Source organism: Streptomyces sp. NPDC005962 (assembly GCF_040629205.1).
GTDB lineage: Bacteria > Actinomycetota > Actinomycetes > Streptomycetales > Streptomycetaceae > Streptomyces.
In genome coordinates, this window is record NZ_JBEXVE010000054.1 from 1 (window position 1) to 22,055 (window position 22,055).

Sequence of the window (22,055 nt, forward strand, 5' to 3'; positions counted from 1 at the left end):
TTACATTCCGAACCCGGAAGCTAAGCCTTTCAGCGCCGATGGTACTGCAGGGGGGACCCTGTGGGAGAGTAGGACGCCGCCGAACAATCTTTGGAGGACCCCCGGTCCCAGCGTTCATGCTGGGACCAGGGGTCCTTTTTGTTTTGTCCTTGAAGACAGGAGTCACGAGATGTCCACCAACTCTTCCGACGACCGGGGAGACCGCGAGCCGCGGCGCCGGGACGGCGGCGACCGGAGGGACACCCGCGACTCCGGACCGCGCCGCGACAATGACCGTGGCCGTGGCGGGTTCCGCCGCGACGACCGACGGGATGACCGGCGTGACGATCGGCGTGACGACCGGCCCCGTGGGCCGCGTCGCGACGACGACCGTGGTGGACGCCCCGGCGGCGGCTTCGTCCGCCGTGACGACCGGCGGGATGACCGCCGCGACGACCGACGCGACGATCGCCCGCGCGGCCCGCGTCGGGACGACCGCGACGGTGGCGGTGGCTCCCGCCCGGGTGGGTTCCGTCGTGACGATCGGCGCGATGATCGCCGGGATGACCGGCCCCCGTTCCGCCGCGACGACCGGCGTGACGACCGTGGCGGGGTCAGGCGTGACGACCGTCGTGATGAGCGGCGTGATGAGCGGCGTGATGACCGGCCCCGTGGGCCGCGTCGTGACGATGACCGTGGCGGACGTCCGGGTGGGTTCGTCCGCCGCGACGATCGCGGTGACCGGCCCCGCGGTGGCTTCGAGCGCCGGGACGACCGGCCCCCGTTCCGGCGCGATGACCGTCGGGATGATCGGCGTGACGACCGACGCGATGATCGCCGGGATGACCGTGGTGGATTCCGCCGCGACGACCGTCGTGACGACCGCGGTGGGTTCCGTCGTGATGATCGGCGTGATGACCGTGGTGGGCCCAGGCGTGACGACCGGCGTGACGAGCGCCGCGACGACCGTGGCGGGTTCCGTCGGGACGACCGGCGCGACGATCGCCCGAGTGGGCCGCGTCGGGACGACCGTGACAGTGGCTCCCGCCCGAGTGGGCCGCGTCGGGACGACCGTGACAGTGGCTCCCGCCCGAGTGGGTTCCGTCGTGACGATCGCCGGGACGACCGGCCCGCGTTCCGCCGCGACGATCGCCGCGATGATCGTCGGGACGACCGTCGTGACGACCGGCCGCGTGGGCCTCGGCGTGATGACCGGGACGGCGGCTCCCGCGGTGGGCGGGACGACCGTGGGTCTCGGCGGCCGTACGGCGGCGGCGGTGGCCAGGGGCGGGGGCGTGACGACCGGTCCGGGGGCTACGGCCGTCGCGACCGCGACGACCGTGTCCGGGACCGCGACCGCGAGCCGATCAAGCGGCTGCCGATCCCCGAGGACGTGACCGGGGACGAGATCGACAAGGACGTACGGCAGGAGCTGTTGAGCCTGCCGAAGACCCTTGCCGAGGACGTCGCCAAGAACCTCGTCATGGTCGCCAAGCTGCTGGACGAAGAGCCGGAGCGGGCCTACCAGTACTCGCGCATCGCGCTGCGGCTCGCCTCCCGTGTCGCCGCCGTCCGTGAGGCGGCCGGGTTCGCGTCGTACGCCGTCGCGAAGTACTCGGAGGCGCTCGCGGAGTTCCGCGCCGCGCGCCGTATGACCGGCAACAACGACCTGTGGCCCGTGATGGCCGACTGCGAGCGCGGCATGGGCCGTCCCGAGCGGGCGCTGACCATGGCCGGTGAGCCCGAGGTGCACAAGCTGGACCGGGCCGGGCAGGTCGAGATGCGGCTGGTGGCTGCCGGTGCCAGGCTCGACATGGGCCAGGCCGACGCCGCCGTCGTTACGCTGCAGAGCCCGGAGCTGGCCTCGAACTCCGTCCAGCCGTGGACCGCCCGGCTGCGGTACGCCTACGCCGACGCGCTGCTGGCCGTCGGCCGTGAGGACGAGGCGCGGGAGTGGTTCGCGAAGGCCCTGGAGGCGGACCAGGGTGGTACCACGGACGCCTCCGACCGGCTCGCGGAGCTGGACGGTGTCGAGTTCGTGGACGCGCTCGACGAGGACGAGGCCGTGGAGGAGGCCGAGGTCGTCGCGGAGGCAGCGGTCGCCGAAGCCGCCGAGGTGGCCGAGGTTCCCGAGAAGACCGAGGTCGTGGAAGCCGTTGAGGTGGCGGAGGTTCCCGAGAAGACCGAGGTCGCCGAAACCGCCGAGGTCGATGAGGCTCCCGAGGAGGCCGAGTCGGCTGAGGAGGCCGTCGAGGTCGCCGAAGCCGGAGAGGCCGTCGAGGCCGAGGTCTCCAAGGACGGCGCCGAGGACACCGCGGACAGCGACCGCGGCTGATGCCTGAGGGCGGAACCCCGGCCACCACCCCCGGCCGGGGCTCCGCCCTCTTCGCTTTCAGCCCAAGGTTCAGCCCTGGGCTCAGCCCAGCGTGAGGCTGCGCAGTACCAGCCCGGTGGCGGGCTTCGGGCCGAAGGACGTCGACTTGCGCGGCATGGCGACCCCCTGCCGCGCCAGCTCGTGGACGACATCCTCGCGCACCGGATGCATGAGTACCACCGTGCCGTCGTACCGCTCCGCCTGTTCGACGGCGGCTTCCGCGTTGTGGATGTAGCCGACCTGCTCGGCGCTGTCCGGGATCTGCCAGAGGTGGTCCAGGAGCAGCGAGTGCAGGACGGTCGCGTCCAGCGTCCGCCAGGTCTCCGGCCGTCCCTCGGGGACCGTACGGGCCAGCAGCCCGGGGTCGGGCCGGTCGAGCAGGTGGAATCCGCCGTCGCCCGCGAGGAGGAACGCGTTCCGCCCGTCCGGTGCGGCGGCCGCCTCCGCGAGGGCGTCCAGGGCGCGGGGCAGCGGGCCGTCGACCGTCCGTACCCGGAACGCGGTGCGGGCCGAGGCCAGCGCCTTGGCCACCGGAAGGTGGCGCAGCAGCCGGTGGATGGCCCGGACCCGGAGCGGGTAGCGGGTGGTGTCGACGAGGAGGACGAGGCCGAAGTCCCAGGGGCCGGGCTCCGCCCGCTCCTCGCGCAGCCGCAGATAGGTGGACCAGCGGTGGTGGCCGTCGGCGATGAGGGCCTGGCGGTCGCGCAGATCGGCGGCGATCTCGACCAGGTCGGCCGGGTCGGTGACCCGCCACAGACGGTGGTCGAAGCCGTCTTCGGTGGTGGTGGAGAGCAACGGCTCCCGCTGGATGGCGCGTTCGACGACCCGGGCGGCGCCCCCGGCCGCGTCACCGCCGTCCCCGTTGCCGCGGTAGGCGAGCAGCAGGGGTTCGAGGTTGGCCGCGGTGGCGCGCATCAGGTCGGCGCGGTCCTCGACGATGTGCGGCATGACCTCCTCGTGCGGGAGGACGATGCCCTCCTCGCGCGGGCTCAGCCGCAGGGCGCCGATCAGCCCGCGCTGGAGGATCTGGCTGTCGCGCTGTTCGTAGACGTACAGGGCCGGTTCGGGATCGGGGGCGAGGACCCCTTCGGCCTGCCAGCGGCGCAGCGTGTCGGCGGCTTGGCGGTGCCGTTCGGCGGGGGTGTCGGCCTGCGGGAGGATGAGTCGGACGATGTTGTGCGGATCGGCGGTCTCGAGTTCGCGCAGACCGTCGGGGCGTACGACCACGTCGTAGGGCGGTGAGGTGACGGCGGCGAGACTGCCGACCCGTTCCGCGACGTAGCGCAGCCCCCGGAAGGGGGTGAGCTGGAGACCTTGCCCGCCAGGCCCTGGAATGCTCATTAGAGAATCTTATGCCCCGGTCGGCGATGCGCCATGATCGGGGAAGAACGTATGGATCTGCGAGGAGAGTGGCACCCCATGAACCAGACCGTCCGGATCGCGCCCGAGGGCAGCCAGCGGTCGCTGAACGAGGCATACGACACCGCGCTGCTGGACCTCGACGGGGTGGTGTACGCGGGTGGCGAGGCCATCGCGTACGCCGTGGAGTCGCTCGTCACCGCGCGGGACGGCGGGATGCGGCTGGCGTACGTGACCAACAACGCGCTGCGCACACCGCAGGCCGTCGCCGAGCATCTGACCCGGCTCGGGGTGCCCGCCGGGGCCGATGACGTGATCACCTCGGCGCAGGCCGTCGCCCGGCTGATCTCCGAGCAGCTGCCGCGGGGCGCGCGGGTGCTGGTGATCGGCGGCGAGGGGCTGCGGGTGGCGCTGCGCGAGCGCGGGCTGACGCCGGTGGAGTCCGCCGACGACGACCCGGCGGCGGTCGTCCAGGGGTATGGCGGACCGGACCTGCCGTGGGCGCGGCTGATGGAGGCGGGCTACGCGGTGGCGCGCGGGGTGCCGTGGTTCGCGTCCAACACGGATCTGACGATTCCGAGCGGCCGCGGGATCGCGCCGGGCAACGGCGCGGCGGTGGAGGTCGTACGGATCGTGACGGGCCGGGACCCGCAGGTCGCGGGGAAGCCGCTGCCGCCGATGCACCGCGAGACGATCCTGCGGACCGGGGCCGAGCGGCCGTTGGTGGTGGGGGACCGGCTGGACACCGATATCGAGGGGGCGTACGCGGGCGGGGTCGACTCGCTGCTCGTGCTGACCGGGGTGACGACCCCGGCGCAGCTGCTGGCCGCGGAGCCGAAGCACCGGCCCGCCTATGTGGACCGCGACCTGCGGGGGCTGCTGACGCCCCAGCCGGTGGTCGAACCTGCCGACGGCGGCTTCCGGTGCGGCGGTTGGACCGCGCGGGCGGCCGATGGCGCGCTGCTGCTGGAGGGGGACGGCGACGAGCCGCTGGACGGGCTGCGGGCGTTGTGCGCCGCGGCCTGGAGCGAGGCGGGGGAGGGTGTGAGCGGCGCGGACGCGGGGAAGGCATTGGCCCGGCTGGGGTTGTGAGCCGCCCCGGGCCTCCCGGGGCCGCCCCCCGGGCCGCTTCCCGCTTCAGGGGCGTGACGAGGCCGGGGCCTGGGGCGATGTGACCGGAGGCATGACCGGGGCGCGGACCCGCCGGGGTGTCACAAGCGCGGCTTAGGGTAACCTAACCTAAGTCTTGATCGGCCGTGCTGTGAGGTGGAGTTCCGCGTGACCCTGGTCAGTCCGGTGAAAGCCGGACCCGAGACAGCGACCGATACGGCGGCCCCGCCACCCCGCCGACAGACCGCGCGCCGGGCGGCCGGGCTCGTCGCCGCCCTGTGTGTGCTGCTGGCCGTCGCGGCCGCCAGCATCGCGATCGGCGCCAAACCGATCGCACTGGGGGACGTCTGGCACGGGCTGTTCCACTACACCGGCAGCGACACCGATGTGGTGATCAAGGACGTACGGCTGCCGCGCACCCTCCTCGGGCTGCTCGTCGGCCTCGGCCTCGGGCTCGCGGGCGCGGTCATCCAGGCCCTCACCCGTAACCCGCTCGCCGACCCCGGGCTGCTGGGGCTGAACGCGGGCGCGTCCGCCGCCGTCGTCTCGGCGATCAGCTTTCTCGGCGTCACCTCCCTGACCGGCTATGTGTGGTTCGCCTTCCTCGGCACCGCCGTCGCCTCCGTGCTGGTGTACGCGCTCGGCGGCAGCCGGGGCGCCACCCCGGTGCGGCTCGCGCTCGGCGGTACGGCCGTGTACGCGGCGCTCTACGGCTACATCAACGCCGTACAGCTGCTGGACAGCGCGGCGCTCGACAAGATGCGCTTCTGGACGGTCGGTTCGCTCGCCTCCGCCAATATGACGGTGGTCCGGCAGGTGGCACCGTTCCTCCTGGTCGGCGCGGTGCTGGCGCTGGCGCTCGGCCGTTCGCTGAACGCGGTGGCGCTCGGCGACGACACGGCGCGCGCGCTCGGCACCAACCTGGTCCGCACCCGGGCGATGTCCATGCTGGCCGTCACCCTGCTGTGCGGCGCCGCGACCGCCGCCTGCGGGCCGATCGCCTTCGTCGGGCTGATGGTTCCGCACCTGGTCCGGGCGCTCACCGGACCCGATCTGCGCTGGACACTGCCGTACGCCGCCGTGCTGTCGCCCGTCCTGCTGCTGGGCTCCGACGTGATCGGGCGGGTCGTCGCCCGGCCCGCCGAACTCCAGGTCGGCGTCGTCACCTCGCTCGTCGGCGGACCCGTCTTCCTCTACCTCGTACGCCGCCGAAGGATGGCCCAACTGTGAACGCGAGCAAGCGCACCACGACGACCGGGGCGAGCGGAGTCACGCTGCGCACCGGCGGCCTCTCGCTGCGCCTGGACGTCCGCAGCGCGGTCGTGGGGCTGCTGCTGCTCGCCGTGGCGCTGGCGATGAGCGTGGTCCTGATCGGCACCGGCGACTTCCCCATGGCCCCCGGCGATGTGCTCCGCAGCCTGGCCGGGAACGGCACCATGGCCCAGGACTTCATCGTCCATGACCTGCGGCTGCCGCGCGTCCTGGTCGGGCTGCTGGTCGGCGCGGCCCTGGGGCTGGCCGGAGCGGTTTTCCAGTCCATCTCCCGCAATCCGCTGGGCAGTCCGGACGTCATCGGCTTCGGGCAGGGCTCGGCGGCCGGGGCGCTCACCGTGATCGTCCTCTTCCAGGGCGATCCGACCGAGGTGGCCGCCGGCGCGATCTGCGGCGGTCTGCTGACCGGGTTCGGGGTCTACGCGCTGGCCTGGCGGCGGGGCGTCCACGGCTACCGGCTGGTGCTGGTCGGCATCGGCGCCACCGCGATGCTCGCCGCCGTCAACGGCTATCTGCTGACCAAGGCCGACCTCCCCGACGCCACCCGCGCGGTGGTGTGGCTGACCGGTTCGCTCAACGGCCGCGACTGGAGCCAGGTCTGGCCGCTGGCCTGCGTATGCGCGGTCCTCCTGCCCGTGATCCTCGGGCAGGCGCGGGGTCTGCGGATGCTGGAGATGGGCGACGACAGCGCGTACGCCCTCGGGGTGCGGGTCGAGCGGACCCGGCTGGTGCTCATGTTCGCGGGCGTCCTGCTGACCGCTTCGGCCACGGCCGCCGCCGGGCCCGTCGCCTTCGTGGCGCTGGTCGCCCCGCAACTGGCCCGCAGGCTCACCCATTCGGCCGGTCCCAATCTGCTCCCCTCGGCCTGGATGGGGGCGGCCCTGCTGGTCACCGCCGACTGGTCGGCGCAGCGGGCCTTCGGCGCCGACCAACTGCCGGTCGGGGCGCTGACCGGGATGCTCGGCGGCGTCTATCTGCTGTGGCTGCTGGTGACCGAGCGCAAGGCGGGGCGGATATGACGGAGCACGTGCGGGCGGACGCCGAGCGCGGCACGGACGGCAAGAGCGACCAGGGCTACAGCGAAAAGGACACCGGGCAGACCGTGGCTTCCAGCACCAACACCAGCAGCAGCACCGACGCGACGACGGACACGACGACGGGCCGGCAGCGGCTCACCGCCGAGGGGCTGACCCTCGCGTACGACCGGCGCACGGTCGCCGAGGACCTGTCGGTCACCATCCCCGACCACTCGTTCACGGTGATCGTCGGGCCCAACGCCTGCGGCAAGTCCACCCTGCTGCGCGCCCTGTCCCGGATGCTCAAGCCGACGGCCGGGTCGGTGCTGCTGGACGGGGAGGCGATCGGTTCGCTGCCCGCCAAGAAGGTCGCCCGCACTCTCGGTCTGCTGCCGCAGTCCTCCATCGCCCCGGACGGGATCACCGTCGCCGACCTCGTCGCCCGTGGCCGCTACCCCCACCAGGGGCTGCTGCGGCAGTGGTCCGAGACGGACGAGCGGATCGTCCAGGAGTCGATGGCGTCGACCGGGGTGGCCGAGCTCGGCGATCGCTATGTCGACGAACTGTCCGGCGGGCAGCGCCAGCGGGTGTGGATCGCCATGGCCATCGCCCAGCAGACCCCGCTGCTGCTCCTGGACGAGCCCACGACGTACCTGGACATCCAGCACCAGATCGACGTCCTCGACCTGTGCGCCCAGCTCCACGAGGAGCAGGGCCGCACCCTCGTCGCGGTGCTGCACGACTTGAACCACGCGGCCCGCTACGCCACCCACCTGATCGCGATGCGGGGCGGGGAGGTCGTCGCGGAGGGCGCGCCGGAGGACATCGTCACGGCGGAGCTGGTGGAGCGGGTCTTCGGGCTGCGCTGCCAGGTCATCGACGACCCGGAGACGGGGACCCCGCTGGTGATACCGGCCGCCCGCCGGTCCCGTAAGCCCGCGGCCGAGGAGACAGCGGACCCGGAGACGGCGGACACGGAGGCGGCAAGCACGGAGGCGGCGGAGCCGCTGGCCGCCGCGGCGACGGAGTCCTGAGCCGGATACGGGAGAGTAAGGGGATACGCGGGGTGACGGGCCGGGGCGGTGCGTACGCGGCTAGAGCAGCTTGCGCAGCCGCAGCAGGTCGCGCAGCCCGGCCTCCAGTTTGACCCGGCCGGTGCCCCAGGCCCGGGCGAAGTGCAGCTCGCCGTCGACCAGGGACACCAGGTCGTCGCCGGACATCGCCAGCCGGATCTGTGCGCGCTCCGCGGGCGGGCCGGGCGCGGTCGTCACGTCCTCGATACTGCTGTCCACGAGACGGCCCACGAAGGTCGTGTCGAGGTCGGTGATCCAGCAGCTCACGGAGCGATCGAGCGCGGCGGCGCTACGGAGGTCCCCGTTCGCGCCCGCGAGGTTCTCCGCCAGTTTGTCGAGTGCGTCGCGGCACTGTTCCAAGGTGGCCATCGCGGACGACGGTACCGCAGGTCGTGCCGCTCGGAGAACGTGCGCTTCGCGGTAGCGTCGGGGGCATGAGTGAGCCGATGCCGGGTGGACGGCCCGGGTCAGAGCCGGAGCCGGAGCCTGCCGCGGGGCCGGAGGCGGAGCCCGCCGAGGCGGCCGCCGGACCTTCCGGGGCGGCCGGGGAGGCGCCGTCCGGGCCCGCCGGTCCGGCTCCGCTCGGAGTCGGCCGTACGCCCACCGGCGTCCCCGATGTCGACGCCCGGCTCGACCGGCTGGCCGACGCCGACGACCTCCCGGTGAGCGGGCATCTGGAGGTGTACGAGGATGTGCACCGGGGCCTGCGCGACACGCTGACGGCACTCGACCGGCGGCCCGGCCCTCCGGCCCCGCCCGTCTCCTCTTCATAGGACCGACCCCCTAGCACCGACCCCAGGAGCTGAACCACCCGTGGCAGTGACCCGTCCACGACGCGTACGACTCGACGCCGAGCTGGTGCGCCGCAAGCTGGCCCGCTCGCGTGAGCACGCGAGCCAGCTGATCGCGGCGGGCCGGGTGACCGTCGGCGGGGCCACCGCGACCAAGGCCGCGACGCAGGTCGAGACCAGTGCGGCGGTCGTCGTGACCGAGGACGACAGCGATCCGGACTATGTCTCGCGCGGCGGCCACAAGCTCGCGGGCGCCCTGTACGCCTTCAGCGAGGAGTACCGCGAGGGGGAGGGGCGGACGATGTCCGATCCCACCCCGGTCACCGGTTCCGGGCTGACCGTCGCCGGGCGGCGGGCGCTGGACGCGGGGGCCTCCACCGGCGGTTTCACCGACGTCCTGCTGCGCGCGGGCGCCGCCCATGTAGTCGCCGCGGACGTCGGCTACGGGCAACTTGCATGGTCTTTGCAAAGTGATGAACGCGTGACCGTTCTCGACCGTACGAACGTACGCGAGCTGACGCCGGAGCAGATGGGAGGCGAGCCCGTGGACCTTGTCGTCGGGGATCTCTCCTTCATTCCGCTCGGGCTGGTGCTGCCCGCCCTGGTGCGCTGCACCGCGCCCGACGCCGATCTGGTGCTGATGGTCAAGCCCCAGTTCGAGGTCGGCAAGGAGCGGCTCGGCAGCGGCGGCGTCGTCCGCAGCTCCGAGCTGCGTGCCGGGGCGGTGCGGACGGTGGCTCAGCAGGCCGCGGACCTGGGGCTGGGCGTACTCGGCGTGACCGCCAGCCCGCTGCCGGGACCGTCGGGGAACGTCGAGTACTTTTTGTGGATGCGCGCCGGGGCGCCGGCACTGGACCCGGACGATGTTGACCGTGCAGTGGCGGAGGGGCCCAGTTGACCACTTCAGAAGCAGCGGCAAAGGCGGAGTCGGCGGCGGAGACAGAGTTCAAGCCGACATCCGAGGCGACCGCCGACCGCACCGTGTTCCTCCTCGCGCACACCGGCCGCCCGGCGGCCATCCGCAGCGCCGAACTCGTCGTCCAGGGGCTGGTGCGCAGCGGCATCGGGGTGCGGGTGCTCGCCGCGGAGGCCGCGGACCTGCCGCTGCCGCCCGAGGTCGAGCTGGTCGACGCGGGGCGCGATGTGCTCGACGGCTGTGAACTGCTGGTCGTGCTCGGCGGGGACGGGACGCTGCTGCGCGGCGCCGAGTTCTCGCGGATCTCCGGCGTACCGATGCTGGGCGTCAACCTCGGCCGGGTCGGCTTCCTGGCCGAGGCCGAGCGGGACGACCTGGACAAGGTCGTGGACCGGGTGGTGAGCCGCCAGTACGAGGTCGAGGAGCGCATGACCATCGATGTGCTGGTCCGCAACGACGGGCACATCGTGCACACCGACTGGGCACTGAATGAAGCGTCGGTGGAGAAGGCGGCGCGCGAGCGGCTGCTGGAGGTCGTCACCGAGGTCGACGGCCGGCCGGTCTCCCGCTTCGGCGGCGACGGCGTGGTGTGCGCGACCCCGACCGGCTCGACGGCTTACGCCTTCTCGGCCGGTGGCCCGGTGGTGTGGCCCGAGGTCGAGGCGCTGCTGATGGTCCCGATCAGCGCGCACGCCCTGTTCGCGAAGCCGCTGGTGACGACGCCGGAGTCGGTGCTCGCGGTCGAGGTGCAGCCGCAGACCCCGCACGGGGTGCTGTGGTGCGACGGCCGCCGCACGGTGGAGCTGCCCGCCGGGGCTCGGGTGGAGGTGCGCCGGGGCGCGGTGCCGGTCCGGCTGGCCCGGCTGCACCATGCGTCGTTCACCGACCGGCTGGTGGCGAAGTTCGCGCTGCCGGTGGCGGGCTGGCGCGGGGCGCCGCACTAGGAAGTCCTTGCCGCGGGGGAGCCGCGGGGGAGGGGCCGGGAAAACCCTTTCGAGAGGGTACGTCCGGAAACCCTCCCCGCCATGCGGAAGGCGAGGTGGCGCGGCCACCGGGCGATCACCCGGAGCGACGGTGCGGCCGTCCCCGGGGGTGGCCGTCGCGAGGTGGCCGGTAAACCTCGTATGGTCATGCACGTGCTGGAGGAGATGCGGATACGTGCCCTGGGTGTCATCGACGACGCGGTGGTCGAGCTGTCACCCGGCTTCACCGCGGTAACCGGCGAGACCGGCGCGGGCAAGACCATGGTCGTCACCAGCCTCGGGCTGCTGCTCGGCGGCCGCGCCGACGCCGCCCTGGTGCGGATCGGTGCCAAGGCGGCGGTCGTCGAGGGCCGGATCACGGTCGACGCCCGCTCGTCGGTGGCCGTACGGGCCGAGGAGGCGGGCGCCGAACTCGACGACGGGGCGCTGCTGATCAGCCGTACCCTCTCCGCCGAGGGCCGGTCCCGCGCCCATGTGGGCGGCCGGTCCGTGCCGGTGGGGCTGCTCGGGGAGCTGGCCGACGACCTGGTGGCCGTCCACGGCCAGACCGACCAGCAGGGCCTGATGCGGCCCGCGCGGCAGCGCCAGGCGCTGGACCGGTACGCGGGCGCGGCCGTCGCCGGGCCGCTGGAGAAGTACGCGGGCGCCTACCGGCGGCTGCGCGCCGTCGCCGCCGAACTGGACGAGCTGACCACGCGGGCGCGCGAGCGGGAGCAGGAGGCCGATCTGCTCCGCTTCGGCCTGGAGGAGGTCGCCGCCGCCGAGCCGCGGGCGGGCGAGGACGACGAACTCGCCGCCGAGGCCGAGCGGCTGGGCCACGCCGAAGCCCTCGCGTCCGCCGCCGCCCTCGCGCACGCCGCCCTCGCGGGCAACCCGGAGGACTTGGAGGCCGTGGACGCCGCCACCCTCGTCGGCGGCGCGCACCGCGCCCTGGAGGCGGTCCGCGCCCACGACCCGGCCCTCGCCGGGCTCGCCGACCGCATCGGCGAAGTGGGCATCCTGCTGTCCGACGTGGCCGGTGAACTGGCCGGGTACGCCGACGATCTGGACGCCGACCCGCTGCGGCTCGGCGCCGTCGAGGAGCGCCGCGCCGCGCTGGCCCAGCTGACCCGCAAGTACGGCGAGAGCGTCGGCGAGGTGCTGGCCTGGGCCGAGCAGGGCGCCACCCGGCTCGCCGAACTGGACGGCGACGACGACCGCATCGGCGAGCTGACCGCCGAACGCGACGCGCTCCGCGCCGACCTGGGCGGGCTCGCCCAGGCGCTCACCGACGCCCGCACCGAGGCCGCGGCGCGCTTCGCCGAGGCCGTCACCGAGGAACTGGCCTCCCTCGCGATGCCGCACGCCCGGGTGACGTTCGCCATCCGGCAGACCGAGGCCGCGGACGAGGCGTCCGGAGTCGAGGTCGGCGGGCGGGCGGTGACCTACGGTCCGCACGGCGCCGACGAGGTCGAGCTGCTCCTCGCCCCCCACCCCGGCGCGCCGCCGCGCCCCATCGCCAAGGGCGCCTCGGGCGGTGAGCTGTCCCGGGTGATGCTCGCGGTCGAGGTCGTCTTCGCGGGCTCCGACCCCGTACCGACCTACCTCTTCGACGAGGTGGACGCCGGTGTCGGCGGCAAGGCCGCGGTCGAGGTCGGCCGCCGGCTGGCCCGGCTCGCGCGCTCCGCCCAGGTGGTGGTCGTCACGCATCTGCCGCAGGTCGCCGCGTTCGCGGACCGGCACCTGGTGGTGGAGAAGACCAGCGACGGAGCGGTGACGCGCAGCGGCGTGAAGGCCATGGAGGGCGAGGACCGGGTCCGGGAGCTGTCCCGGATGCTGGCGGGCCAGGATTCGGAGCTGGCCCGGGCCCATGCGGAGGAGCTGCTGGAGGCGGCGCGCACGGGCCGCTGACCGAGGCCCTTTCCCCACCCCGCCCCTTCCCGAACCGGGCGCCGCCCGGCCCCGCCGGGGCTCCGCCCCTGACCCCGCCGGGGCTCCGCCCCAGCCCCCGGTCCGGGTGCGACTGTTGCCGGGGCGGGGAAGCTGCCAGATCTGGAGAGGGGCGGGGTGGGGAATGCCACCGGGGTCACCCATATGGGTGGTGCTGCGGACGTACGGGCGAGCGGTGGGCAGGTGTGGCATGGGAACGTTGCGGCGGGCGCACCGCTAAGGCTGGCATTCTTGGCGGAGCAAACGCAGCGCAGCAACCGCACCTCTGACACCGCCCCAGGAGCTCCGCCCGAGTGAGCAGTACCGTGAGCAACACCCCGGTCCCGCCGCACGGGCAGCCGTCGCTGCACGCCGTTCAGGTGCTGGGCGAGGGCAGTTCGGGCAGCGGGGTGCATGTGCGGTCGCTGTCGGCCGGGCTGGTGGCGCGCGGGCTGCGGGTGACCGTCTGCGGGCCCTGGAGCGCCGAGCGGGGGTACGGGTTCACGGAGGCGGGCGCCCGGTTCGCGCCGCTCGACGGGCGTACGGACGCCGGGAGCATCGCGTCGATCCGTACGGCCTGTACCGGCGCCGGGCTGGTGCACGCGCACGGGCTGTGGCCCGGTCTGCTGGCCGCGCTCGCGCTGCGCGGCAGGGGCGTCCCGCTCGTCGTCACCTGGCACACCAAGCGGGAGGCCGAGGGGCCGCGGGGCCGCGTCGTGCGGCTGATGGAGCGGCGGGTGGCGCGTGCCGCGTCGGTCGTGCTGGGTGTGTCCTCGGACCTGGTGGACCGGGCCCGTGACCGTGGGGCGCGCGACGCCCGGCTCGCGCCGGTCGCGGTGCCCGCCCCGTGCCGGGCGCCCGAGACGGACGACGGCGCCCGCCAGAAGGCGCGCGCGGAACTGGGCGCGGTGGAGCGGTCCCTGCTGCTCGCGGTCGGCCGTCTGGACGCCGCCACGGGCCACGGCCCGCTGCTGGACGCGGCGCTCCACTGGCGCTCGCTGGACCCGCCGCCGCTGCTGGCGATCGCGGGGGAGGGGCCGGACCGGGCGGTGCTCCAGCGCCGGATCGACGCCGAAGGCCTCCCGGTGCGGCTGCTCGGCCGCCGGGACGACGTCCCCGGGCTGCTGGCCGTCGCCGACGTCGCGGTGCTCTCCAGCCGCTGGGAGGCGCGTTCGCTGCTGGCCCAGGAGGCGCTGCACGCGGGCGTGCCGCTGGTCGCCACGGCGGTGGGCGGGGTGCCCGAACTCGTGGGGGAGGCCGCCGAACTCGTCCCGTACGGCGACTCCGGCGCCCTGGCCGACGCGGTGATCCGGCTGCTGGCCGACCCCGTACGCCGCGCGGAGCTGACCGCGGCGGGGCGGGCGCGGACCGCGGAGTGGCCGACGGAGGACGGCACGGTGGCCCATGTCCTCGGCGTCTACGACGAATTGGTGCAGACCTTTATGCGCGCAGGGGGTTGACGCCCCCGGGCGCTGATCGGCAGGGTTCTGCGCGGTGGACCGAGAGAGCGCTCTCCACAGGGCGCGCGTCATCCCTCGTGCCGCCTTATCTGTCATGTCCCGGCAACCCCCACTACGCCGAGGAGTGCTTTGTCATGATCACACGCAGAATGCTGCTGAGCGGAATCGCCGCGTCCGCCGCTGCCGCGGGCACCGGTCTCACGCTCGGCGGCGGTCGCGCCGGTGCGGCGCAGACCCTGGCGAGTGCCGAAACGCTTCCCCTCACGGTCGTCAACAAGACCGGCCAGTTCGGCAACGCGTCGGTATGGCTCTACATCGTCGGCAACGTCGACAACAAGCAGGTCCGCGTCACCCCCGACGGCAAGACCGCCCCCGTCGCGCTCTCCGACAATGGCTCCGACGGCTTCGCCGACTACGCCATCCCGCTCTCGGGGAGCGGCGACACCAAGCTGACGCTGCCCCGGATGTCCGGCCGGATCTATGTCGCGCTGGGGGAGAAGCTCAAGTTCAAGGTAGTCGCGGACGGAGCGGGCAACGCCGCGCTGCAGTACCCGGCGGGCTGGGTCTCCGGCGACCCGAACTACCAGGTCATGCACGACTGCGCGGAGTTCACCTTCAACGCCTCCGGCATGTTCTGCAACACCACCATGGTCGACATGTTCAGCGTCCCGCTCGCCATCCGCCTCACCGGCGCCAAGGACCAGACGACCGGCACCCTCAAGGGCGGCGCCCGCGCCAAGGTCTTCTCCGACCTCCGCGCGGTCGAGGCCTTCGAGCCGCTGGTCATCGGGGACGACCTGCGGGTCATCGCACCCGGCCACGGCCTGGGCGCGGGGCTGTTCCCGCAGGACTATTTCGCGTCCTACATCGACCGGGTCTGGGAGACCTACGGATCGAAGGACCTCAAGGTCACCACCAACGCGGGCACCTTCACCGGCCGGGTGAGCGGCGGGAAGTTCGCCTTCACCGGCCCCGCCTCCGTCGCCTTCGACAAGCCGTCCACCAAGGACGTGCTGTTCTGCGACGGCGCCCTGGCCGCGCCCAACGACGGTACGACGGGACCGGTCGCGGCCATCCTCGGCGCGGGCTTCAACCGCACCACGCTGCACGACACCGCCGCCCAGCCGACCACCGACCCGGCCGCCTTCTACACCGAGCCGGTCACCCACCACTACGCCAAGGCGATGCACACGGCGACGGCCGACGGCAAGGCGTACGGCTTCGCCTTCGACGACGTGGCCGACTTCGCGTCGTACATCCAGGACACCGCCCCGACCGGGATCACGCTCACCCTGACCCCGTTCTAGAGGTTCTGGAGCCGGTGCCCGTCACCGCACATGGCGGCGGGCCTGGAGGGCCACCCCGAGGGCCAGCACCGTCTGGGGGTCCTCCAGGTCGGTGCCGAGCAGCCGGGCGATCCGGGCCAGCCGGTCGTACAGCGTCTGGCGGTTGAGGTGCAGCGCGCGGGCCGTCTCCGCCTTGCGGCCCGCGTGCCGCAGATAGACCTCCAGCGTCGGCACCAGCGGTGGCCGGGCGGTGCGGTCATGAACGAGCAGCGGGCCGATCACCCGGTCGACGAAGGCGGCCAGATCCCCGTGTTCCCGCAGTCGCCACAGCAACAGATCGACATCCAGGCTGCGGACGTCGTACCACTCCCGGTCCGCCGGTACGGGCGCGGCGTGCGCCGCCTCCGCCGCGTGCCGCAGCTCGCCGCCGACCGCGTCCCAGGCGGCCGCGAGCCCGGCGATCACCACGGGCGGACGCGTCCCGGCGGGACGGTCCGGCCAGGCCCGCTCCACCCCCGCCCGCAGGGCCGCCGCGACACGCGCCGCCACCGCGCCGCGGTCCGCCGCGGTCCGCAGGCCCGCCAGCAGCGGCACCCGGCCCTCCGGCAGCCGTACGCCCAGCAGCACCGGAACGCCCACCGCCGCCAGTTCCTCCCGCAGCGCGTGGGCCAGCGCCGCCCAGCTCTCCGCGCCGCCGCCCGCGGCGGCCCCGCCTCCGCTGCCACTCCCGCTCAGCGGGTGCGGGTCCTCGGTGAGCCGCATCACCATCGGCAGCAGCGGGCCGTCACCGGACGGCCGGAAGCCCAGCACCCGCGCCTGCGCGGGCGCGTCCGACGGTTCGACGCGCCCCTCCGCGAGATCGGTGAGGAAGTCGCCCCGGCCGCGCGCCGTCAGCTCCTCCTCCTGGCGCGCCCGCAGCAGCACCACCGCCAGCAGATCCGCGGTCCGTTCGGCGGCGATGCGGTGCACCGGGGCGAGCGGCGCCGCCACCGGCAGTACGGTCAGCCGGGCGCGTACCGCGCCGGGACCCTGGCCGCCGCCCGGCACGTCGGCCAGCACACTGCCCGCCGGTGGCCCGGATGGTCCGGGCGGGTCTTCCGGCCGGCGGTCGGCGCGGCGGGCCCGCAGCCCCTCCCACGCCTGGAGCGGATCGGTGGCGCCGGGGCGGGCGCCCCCGGGCCCGGCCGCGTACAGCAGCCTGCCGTCGGGGGTCTCCAGGAAGACCGGATTGCCCGCGAACTCCGCGAAGTTCCGGAGGATCTCCGGTACCCCGCCGCCGCGCAGCAGCACCTCGGTGCCCTGGCGGTGGACGACGTCGGCCTGCCGCAGCAGCGCGTAGTGCTCGTTGACGATCTCGGTGTGGATCTCCTCGGTGACCGCCACGAACGGCACCTCGCGATGCAGCTGCACCAGCGGCAGCCCGCATGAGCGCGCCGCGTCGACGACCGCCACCGGGAGCGTACGGAAGCGCGGGCCCAGCTCCACCACCAGCGCGGCGATCCCGCGGTCGGCCAGCCTCCGGACGAAGGCGCGCTGCTCGGCGGGGCGGGGGCCGACGCCGAGACCGGTGGTCAGCAGCAGTTCGCCGCCCTTGAGGAGGGCGGCGATGTTCGGCGCCTCACCCGCGTGCACCCAGCGCACCGGGCGGTCCAGCAGCTCGTCCCCGGTCACCACCTCGGGCAGGCCGCGGCGCAGGGCGGGCAGGTCCAGCGCCCGCGCCACGGTGATCGTTCCTTGGGGCTCCATGGGGGCCGGGCGTCAGCCGCCGTACGCGCCGGAGGCGGTCAGTCGCAGGGCGGTGTCGATCAGCGGCACATGGCTGAACGCCTGCGGGAAGTTGCCCACCTGGCGCTGGAGGTGCGGGTCCCACTCCTCGGCCAGCAGGCCCAGGTCGTTGCGGAGCCCGAGCAGCTTCTCGAAGAGCCTGCGGGCCTCGTCCACCCGGCCGATCATCGCCAGGTCGTCGGCGAGCCAGAACGAGCAGGCGAGGAAGGCGCCTTCGTCGCCCTCCAGACCGTCCACGCCCGCGTCCTCGCCCGCGGTCGGGTAGCGCATCACGAAACCGTCGGAGGTCGACAGCTCGCGCTGGATCGCCTCGATGGTGCCGATGACCCGCTTGTCGTCCGGTGGCAGGAAGCCCATCTGCGGGATGAGCAGCAGCGAGGCGTCCAGCTCCTTGGAGCCGTAGGACTGGGTGAAGGTGTTGCGCTCGGCGTCGTACCCCCTCTCGCACACATCCCGGTGGATCTCGTCGCGCAGATCCCGCCAGCGGTCCAGCGGGCCGTCCACATCACCCGATTCGACCAGCTTGACGGTGCGGTCGACGGCGACCCAGGCCATCACCTTGGAGTGCACGAAGTGGCGGCGCGGGCCGCGCACCTCCCAGATGCCCTCGTCGGGCTCGTCCCAGTGCTCCTCCAGGTAGCGGATCAGCTTGAGCTGGAGCACGCTCGCGTAGTCGTTGCGGGCCAGGCCCGTCATATGCGCGAGGTGCAGCGCCTCGGTGACCTCGCCGTAGACGTCCAGCTGGAGCTGGCCCGCCGCGCCGTTGCCGACCCGGACCGGCTGGGAGTTCTCGTAGCCGGGCAGCCAGGTCAGCTCGGCCTCGGACAGCTCGCGCTCACCCGCGATGCCGTACATGATCTGCAGGTTCTCCGGGTCGCCCGCGACCGCGCGCAGCAGCCATTCGCGCCAGGCGCGGGCCTCCTCGCGGTAGCCGGTGCGCAGCAGGGAGGACAGGGTGATCGCCGCGTCCCGCAGCCAGGTGAAGCGGTAGTCCCAGTTCCGGACGCCGCCGATGTCCTCGGGCAGCGAGGTGGTGGGCGCCGCGACGATGCCGCCGGTGGGGCCGTAGGTGAGCGCCTTGAGGGTGATCAGCGAGCGGACGACCGCGTCCCGGTAGGGGCCGTGGTACGTGCAGTGCTCGACCCACTCCCGCCAGAAATCCTCGGTCGCCTCCAGTGCGGCTTCCGGCTCGGGCAGGGCGGGCGGCTCCTTGTGCGAGGGCTGCCAGCTGATGGTGAAGGCGATCCGGTCGCCGGGGGCCACCGTGAAGTCGGCGTAGGTGGTGAGGTCCTTGCCGAAGGTGTCGACCTCGGTGTCCAGCCACACCGAGTCGGGACCGGCGACGGCGACCGTGCGCGAGTCCACCTTGTGCACCCACGGCACGACCCAGCCGTACGAGAAGCGCATCCGCAGGCTGGAGCGCACCGGCACCCGGCCGCTGACCCCCTCGACGATGCGCACCAGCTGCGGGGCGCCGTCCCGCGGCGGCATGAAGTCGATCACGCGGACCGTGCCGCGCGGGGTGTCCCACTCCGACTCCAGGACGAGCGAGTCGCCCCGGTAGCGGCGGCGGTCGGCGGTCGGCGGCTCACTTCCGCCCGCGTGGGCGGGGCCCAGCCGCCAGAACCCGTGCTCCTCGGTGCCCAGCAGACCGGCGAAGACGGCATGGGAGTCGAAACGCGGCAGGCACAGCCAGTCGACCGTCCCGTCCTTGCAGACGAGGGCGGCGGTCTGCATATCACCGATGAGTGCGTAGTCCTCGATACGCCCGGCCACGTGCTTCCCCTATTCGAACGGCCGTATGCCCCTGATGGCGTGCTTACGGTCTCCGGAAATATTGGACGAGCTCTTGTTCCGGAGGCGAGCTGGTGGTGCCGTGCCGGGGCTCGTAGCGTTTCGTCCGAGCAGGATACGACGGAGGACTGCGATCCGCTTGAGCCCGTCCATATCGTGGCTCGCGTCACGGCCGCCGATCGGGGGCGTACGGGTCGCGTACGGGGGTAGCCGTCGCGATATCGCGAGGCGCGGACGATTCGCGTTGTTGTGACGATACGCGTTGTTGTCATGACAGCGTACGGTGCGGCTGAGGTGTGGCGGGCCGTGCGACGCGGACGGGCTCCAGCGGCCGCTCCGGGGCACTGTTACCCTGGTAGCCCGTGGAGCGGCGGGCACAAACCCCCCGAACCTCAGCGACGGCGCCCCCGAGAAAATCGGGGCAGCGGCCGGACCGCACCCTCACGACGCGACCACGGGAGCCCCCTTTTGGCCATTGCCGCTAAGCCCATGACGACCAAGCACCTCTTCGTCACCGGGGGTGTCGCTTCCTCACTCGGCAAGGGCCTCACCGCCTCAAGCCTCGGTGCGCTGCTCAAGGCACGGGGTCTGCGGGTCACCATGCAGAAGCTCGACCCCTACCTGAACGTCGACCCGGGCACGATGAACCCGTTCCAGCACGGTGAGGTGTTCGTCACCAACGACGGCGCCGAGACCGACCTGGACATCGGCCACTACGAGCGGTTCCTCGACGTCGACCTCGACGGCTCCGCCAACGTGACCACCGGCCAGGTCTACTCCACCGTGATCGCCAAGGAGCGGCGCGGTGAGTACCTGGGCGACACCGTGCAGGTCATCCCGCACATCACCAACGAGATCAAGCACCGCATCCGGCGTATGGCCACCGATGACGTCGACGTCGTCATCACCGAGGTCGGCGGGACCGTCGGCGACATCGAGTCGCTGCCCTTCCTGGAGGCCGTCCGCCAGGTCCGCCACGAGGTCGGCCGGGACAACGTCTTCGTGGTGCACATCTCCCTGCTGCCGTACATCGGCCCGTCCGGCGAGCTGAAGACCAAGCCCACCCAGCACTCGGTCGCCGCCCTGCGCAACATCGGTATCCAGCCGGACGCCATCGTGCTGCGCGCCGACCGCGAGGTCCCCACCTCCATCAAGCGCAAGATCTCGCTGATGTGTGACGTGGACGACGCCGCGGTGGTGGCCGCCATCGACGCCAAGTCGATCTACGACATCCCGAAGGTGCTGCACACCGAGGGGCTGGACGCCTATGTCGTCCGCAAGCTGGACCTGCCCTTCCGCGATGTGGACTGGGCCCAGTGGGACGACCTGCTCAAGCGGGTCCACCAGCCCGACCACGAGGTCACGGTCGCGCTCGTCGGCAAGTACATCGACCTGCCCGACGCCTACCTGTCCGTCACCGAGGCGCTGCGCGCGGGCGGTTTCGCCAACAACGCCCGAGTGAAGATCAAGTGGGTCACGTCCGACGACTGCAAGACGGCCGCCGGTGCCCGGCAGCAGCTGGCGGACTGCGACGCGGTCTGCATCCCCGGCGGCTTCGGCGACCGGGGCGTCATCGGCAAGGTCGGCGCGATCACCTACGCCCGTGAGAACAAGATCCCGCTGCTGGGTCTGTGCCTCGGCCTCCAGTGCATCGTCATCGAGGCCGCGCGGAACCTGGCGGGCATCTCCGGCGCCAACTCCACCGAGTTCGAACCGGCCGCCACCGACCCGGTGATCTCCACCATGGCCGAGCAGCTGGACATCGTCGCGGGCGAGGGCGACATGGGCGGCACCATGCGGCTGGGCATGTACCCGGCCAAGCTCGCCGAGGGCTCGATCGTCCGCGAGGTCTACGACGACCAGCCGTACGTCGAGGAGCGCCACCGTCACCGCTACGAGGTCAACAACTCGTACCGCGGTGAGCTGGAGAAGAAGGCCGGGCTGGTCTTCTCGGGCACCTCGCCCGACAACAAGCTGGTCGAGTACGTCGAGTTCCCGCGCGAGGTCCACCCCTACCTCGTCGGCACTCAGGCCCACCCCGAGCTGCGCTCCCGGCCGACCCGCCCGCACCCGCTCTTCGCGGGTCTGGTGAAGGCGGCAGTCGAGCGACAGACCGCTGGTCACGGGCAGGCCGCGGGAGCCTGACCGCTACGGTTGACGGGGGGAAACGGGCCGTGCGATCGGCCCGCTTCCCCCGGCCACCCGCATGCGGAAAGGACGCTGAGGCAGAGCAATGGGCATCCAGGACACTCCCGAGGAGTGGCGGACCGTCGCCACCGCCACGCCGTTCACCGGCAACAAGACGAGCGTGCGCACGGATCAGGTCGTCATGCCCGACGGCACCACGGTCTCGCGCGACTACCAGGTCCACCCCGGCTCCGCCGCCGTCCTGGCCCTCGACGACACCGGCCGCGTCATCGTGCTGCGCCAGTACCGCCACCCGGTCCGCCACCGCCTCTGGGAGATCCCGGCCGGTCTCCTCGACATCCCCGGCGAGAACCCCCTGCACGCCGCGCAGCGCGAGCTGTACGAGGAGGCGCACGTCAAGGCCGAGGACTGGCGCGTGCTGGTGGACGTCTTCACCACGCCCGGCGGCTGCGACGAGGCCGTGCGGGTCTTCCTCGCCCAGGGCATCTCGGCGGCGGACGGCGAGCGGTACGAGGTCTCCGAGGAGGAGGCCGACATGGAGCTGGCCCGGGTGCCGCTGGACGAGTTGGTGCGCGCGGTGCTGGCCGGTGACCTGCACAACAACTGCCTCGCGGTCGGCGTCCTGGCCCTGCACGCCGCGCTCACGGGCGACGGCGTGGAAGCCCTCCGCCCCGCCGACGCCCCCTGGCCCGCCCGCCCCTTCGAGGCCTAGGGTCTGTCGTTTGGATCAGGCCGGATCAGGGAGCGGGGTCAGGGGGCACCTCCCAGCGGTAGCTGGGGGAGCGTGTAGCTGCAAGGCGG

General features: G+C 73.1%; 18 protein-coding genes and 1 rRNA gene. 15 read left to right on the forward strand and 4 right to left on the reverse strand.

The window, feature by feature from the left end:
- The 3 genes from rrf to ABZ370_RS43480 form a co-directional block, all read left to right on the forward strand.
- Positions 1-85: ribosomal RNA gene (gene rrf / locus ABZ370_RS43470) — 5S ribosomal RNA — on the forward strand; the annotation flags it as partial.
- Between the two features lie 196 nt (positions 86-281).
- Positions 282-1,376 carry a hypothetical protein gene (locus tag ABZ370_RS43475; protein ID WP_358634010.1) on the forward strand — a complete coding sequence of 365 codons (1,095 nt, stop codon included), beginning with the start codon at positions 282-284 and terminating at the stop codon, positions 1,374-1,376.
- Entirely contained in the window at positions 1,346-2,314 is a 969-nt protein-coding gene (locus ABZ370_RS43480) for a hypothetical protein (RefSeq protein WP_358633999.1), read from the forward strand. The genes ABZ370_RS43475 and ABZ370_RS43480 overlap by 31 nt, the downstream gene beginning before the upstream one ends.
- A gap of 81 nt (positions 2,315-2,395) precedes the next feature.
- Here ABZ370_RS43480 and ABZ370_RS43485 read toward each other — a convergent pair whose 3' ends face one another.
- Positions 2,396-3,694, reverse strand: coding sequence for a DUF1015 domain-containing protein (locus ABZ370_RS43485; protein WP_358633963.1), 1,299 nt, complete (start codon positions 3,692-3,694; stop codon positions 2,396-2,398).
- A 78-nt stretch (positions 3,695-3,772) separates the two neighbouring features.
- Here ABZ370_RS43485 and ABZ370_RS43490 point away from each other — a divergent pair, with 78 nt between their 5' ends.
- The 4 genes from ABZ370_RS43490 to ABZ370_RS43505 all read left to right on the forward strand — a co-directional run bounded on the left by ABZ370_RS43490 (position 3,773) and on the right by ABZ370_RS43505 (position 8,144).
- Complete coding sequence (locus ABZ370_RS43490; RefSeq protein WP_358633966.1) at positions 3,773-4,804, forward strand: HAD-IIA family hydrolase; 1,032 nt, start codon at positions 3,773-3,775, stop codon at positions 4,802-4,804.
- 186 nt (positions 4,805-4,990) lie between these two features.
- A complete protein-coding gene (locus ABZ370_RS43495; protein ID WP_358633968.1) occupies positions 4,991-6,052 on the forward strand; it encodes an iron chelate uptake ABC transporter family permease subunit in 1,062 nt (353 codons plus the stop codon).
- Positions 6,049-7,113: an iron chelate uptake ABC transporter family permease subunit gene (locus ABZ370_RS43500; RefSeq protein WP_358633971.1), complete on the forward strand. Its 1,065-nt coding sequence runs from the start codon at positions 6,049-6,051 to the stop codon at positions 7,111-7,113. The genes ABZ370_RS43495 and ABZ370_RS43500 overlap by 4 nt, the downstream gene beginning before the upstream one ends.
- Entirely contained in the window at positions 7,110-8,144 is a 1,035-nt protein-coding gene (locus ABZ370_RS43505) for an ABC transporter ATP-binding protein (RefSeq protein ID WP_358633974.1), read from the forward strand. The genes ABZ370_RS43500 and ABZ370_RS43505 overlap by 4 nt, the downstream gene beginning before the upstream one ends.
- Positions 8,145-8,204: 60 nt before the next feature.
- Here ABZ370_RS43505 and ABZ370_RS43510 read toward each other — a convergent pair whose 3' ends face one another.
- On the reverse strand, positions 8,205-8,552 hold the full coding sequence (locus ABZ370_RS43510; protein ID WP_358633977.1) for a sterol-binding protein: 348 nt from the start codon (positions 8,550-8,552) through the stop codon (positions 8,205-8,207).
- Positions 8,553-8,617: 65 nt separating this feature from the next.
- On the opposite strand from ABZ370_RS43510, the gene ABZ370_RS43515 reads away from it, so the two are divergent.
- The 6 genes from ABZ370_RS43515 to ABZ370_RS43540 all read left to right on the forward strand — a co-directional run bounded on the left by ABZ370_RS43515 (position 8,618) and on the right by ABZ370_RS43540 (position 15,548).
- A complete protein-coding gene (locus tag ABZ370_RS43515) occupies positions 8,618-8,956 on the forward strand; it encodes a hypothetical protein (protein ID WP_358633980.1) in 339 nt (112 codons plus the stop codon).
- Positions 8,957-9,002: 46 nt separating this feature from the next.
- Complete coding sequence (locus ABZ370_RS43520) at positions 9,003-9,872, forward strand: TlyA family RNA methyltransferase (RefSeq protein WP_358634001.1); 870 nt, start codon at positions 9,003-9,005, stop codon at positions 9,870-9,872.
- Positions 9,869-10,834 carry an NAD kinase gene (locus ABZ370_RS43525; RefSeq protein WP_358633983.1) on the forward strand — a complete coding sequence of 322 codons (966 nt, stop codon included), beginning with the start codon at positions 9,869-9,871 and terminating at the stop codon, positions 10,832-10,834. Before ABZ370_RS43520 ends, ABZ370_RS43525 begins: the two co-directional genes overlap by 4 nt.
- 180 nt (positions 10,835-11,014) lie before the next feature.
- Positions 11,015-12,763, forward strand: a complete 1,749-nt coding sequence (gene recN, locus ABZ370_RS43530) for a DNA repair protein RecN (protein WP_358634004.1) — start codon at positions 11,015-11,017, stop codon at positions 12,761-12,763.
- 344 nt (positions 12,764-13,107) lie between these two features.
- Positions 13,108-14,241 (forward strand): glycosyltransferase family 4 protein, encoded by a 1,134-nt coding sequence (locus ABZ370_RS43535; RefSeq protein WP_358634007.1) that lies wholly within the window; start codon positions 13,108-13,110, stop codon positions 14,239-14,241.
- Between the two features lie 134 nt (positions 14,242-14,375).
- Positions 14,376-15,548, forward strand: coding sequence for a glycoside hydrolase family 64 protein (locus tag ABZ370_RS43540; RefSeq protein ID WP_358633986.1), 1,173 nt, complete (start codon positions 14,376-14,378; stop codon positions 15,546-15,548).
- A 21-nt stretch (positions 15,549-15,569) separates the two neighbouring features.
- Here the strand turns inward: ABZ370_RS43540 and ABZ370_RS43545 are convergent, their stop codons facing one another.
- On the reverse strand, positions 15,570-17,273 hold the full coding sequence (locus tag ABZ370_RS43545) for a PucR family transcriptional regulator (protein ID WP_358633989.1): 1,704 nt from the start codon (positions 17,271-17,273) through the stop codon (positions 15,570-15,572).
- Between the two features lie 12 nt (positions 17,274-17,285).
- Positions 17,286-19,088 carry a glycoside hydrolase family 15 protein gene (locus ABZ370_RS43550; RefSeq protein WP_358633991.1) on the reverse strand — a complete coding sequence of 601 codons (1,803 nt, stop codon included), beginning with the start codon at positions 19,086-19,088 and terminating at the stop codon, positions 17,286-17,288.
- A 507-nt stretch (positions 19,089-19,595) separates the two neighbouring features.
- Here ABZ370_RS43550 and ABZ370_RS43555 point away from each other — a divergent pair.
- Complete coding sequence (locus ABZ370_RS43555) at positions 19,596-21,251, forward strand: CTP synthase (protein ID WP_358633994.1); 1,656 nt, start codon at positions 19,596-19,598, stop codon at positions 21,249-21,251.
- Between the two features lie 88 nt (positions 21,252-21,339).
- Complete coding sequence (locus tag ABZ370_RS43560; RefSeq protein ID WP_358633996.1) at positions 21,340-21,966, forward strand: NUDIX hydrolase; 627 nt, start codon at positions 21,340-21,342, stop codon at positions 21,964-21,966.
- Positions 21,967-22,055 lie beyond the last annotated feature (89 nt).

Excerpts from the sequence above, each read along its gene's own strand:
- ABZ370_RS43540 (WP_358633986.1), top strand. The coding sequence starts at position 14,376 with ATGATCACACGCAGAATGCTGCTGAGCGGAATCGCCGCGTCCGCCGCT.
- ABZ370_RS43505 (WP_358633974.1), top strand. The coding sequence starts at position 7,110 with ATGACGGAGCACGTGCGGGCGGACGCCGAGCGCGGCACGGACGGCAAG.
- ABZ370_RS43485 (WP_358633963.1), bottom strand. The coding sequence starts at position 3,694 with ATGAGCATTCCAGGGCCTGGCGGGCAAGGTCTCCAGCTCACCCCCTTC.
- ABZ370_RS43560 (WP_358633996.1), top strand. The coding sequence starts at position 21,340 with ATGGGCATCCAGGACACTCCCGAGGAGTGGCGGACCGTCGCCACCGCC.
- ABZ370_RS43545 (WP_358633989.1), bottom strand. The coding sequence starts at position 17,273 with ATGGAGCCCCAAGGAACGATCACCGTGGCGCGGGCGCTGGACCTGCCC.
- recN (WP_358634004.1), top strand. The coding sequence starts at position 11,015 with ATGGTCATGCACGTGCTGGAGGAGATGCGGATACGTGCCCTGGGTGTC.
- ABZ370_RS43515 (WP_358633980.1), top strand. The coding sequence starts at position 8,618 with ATGAGTGAGCCGATGCCGGGTGGACGGCCCGGGTCAGAGCCGGAGCCG.
- ABZ370_RS43490 (WP_358633966.1), top strand. The coding sequence starts at position 3,773 with ATGAACCAGACCGTCCGGATCGCGCCCGAGGGCAGCCAGCGGTCGCTG.
- ABZ370_RS43555 (WP_358633994.1), top strand. The coding sequence starts at position 19,596 with ATGACGACCAAGCACCTCTTCGTCACCGGGGGTGTCGCTTCCTCACTC.
- ABZ370_RS43510 (WP_358633977.1), bottom strand. The coding sequence starts at position 8,552 with ATGGCCACCTTGGAACAGTGCCGCGACGCACTCGACAAACTGGCGGAG.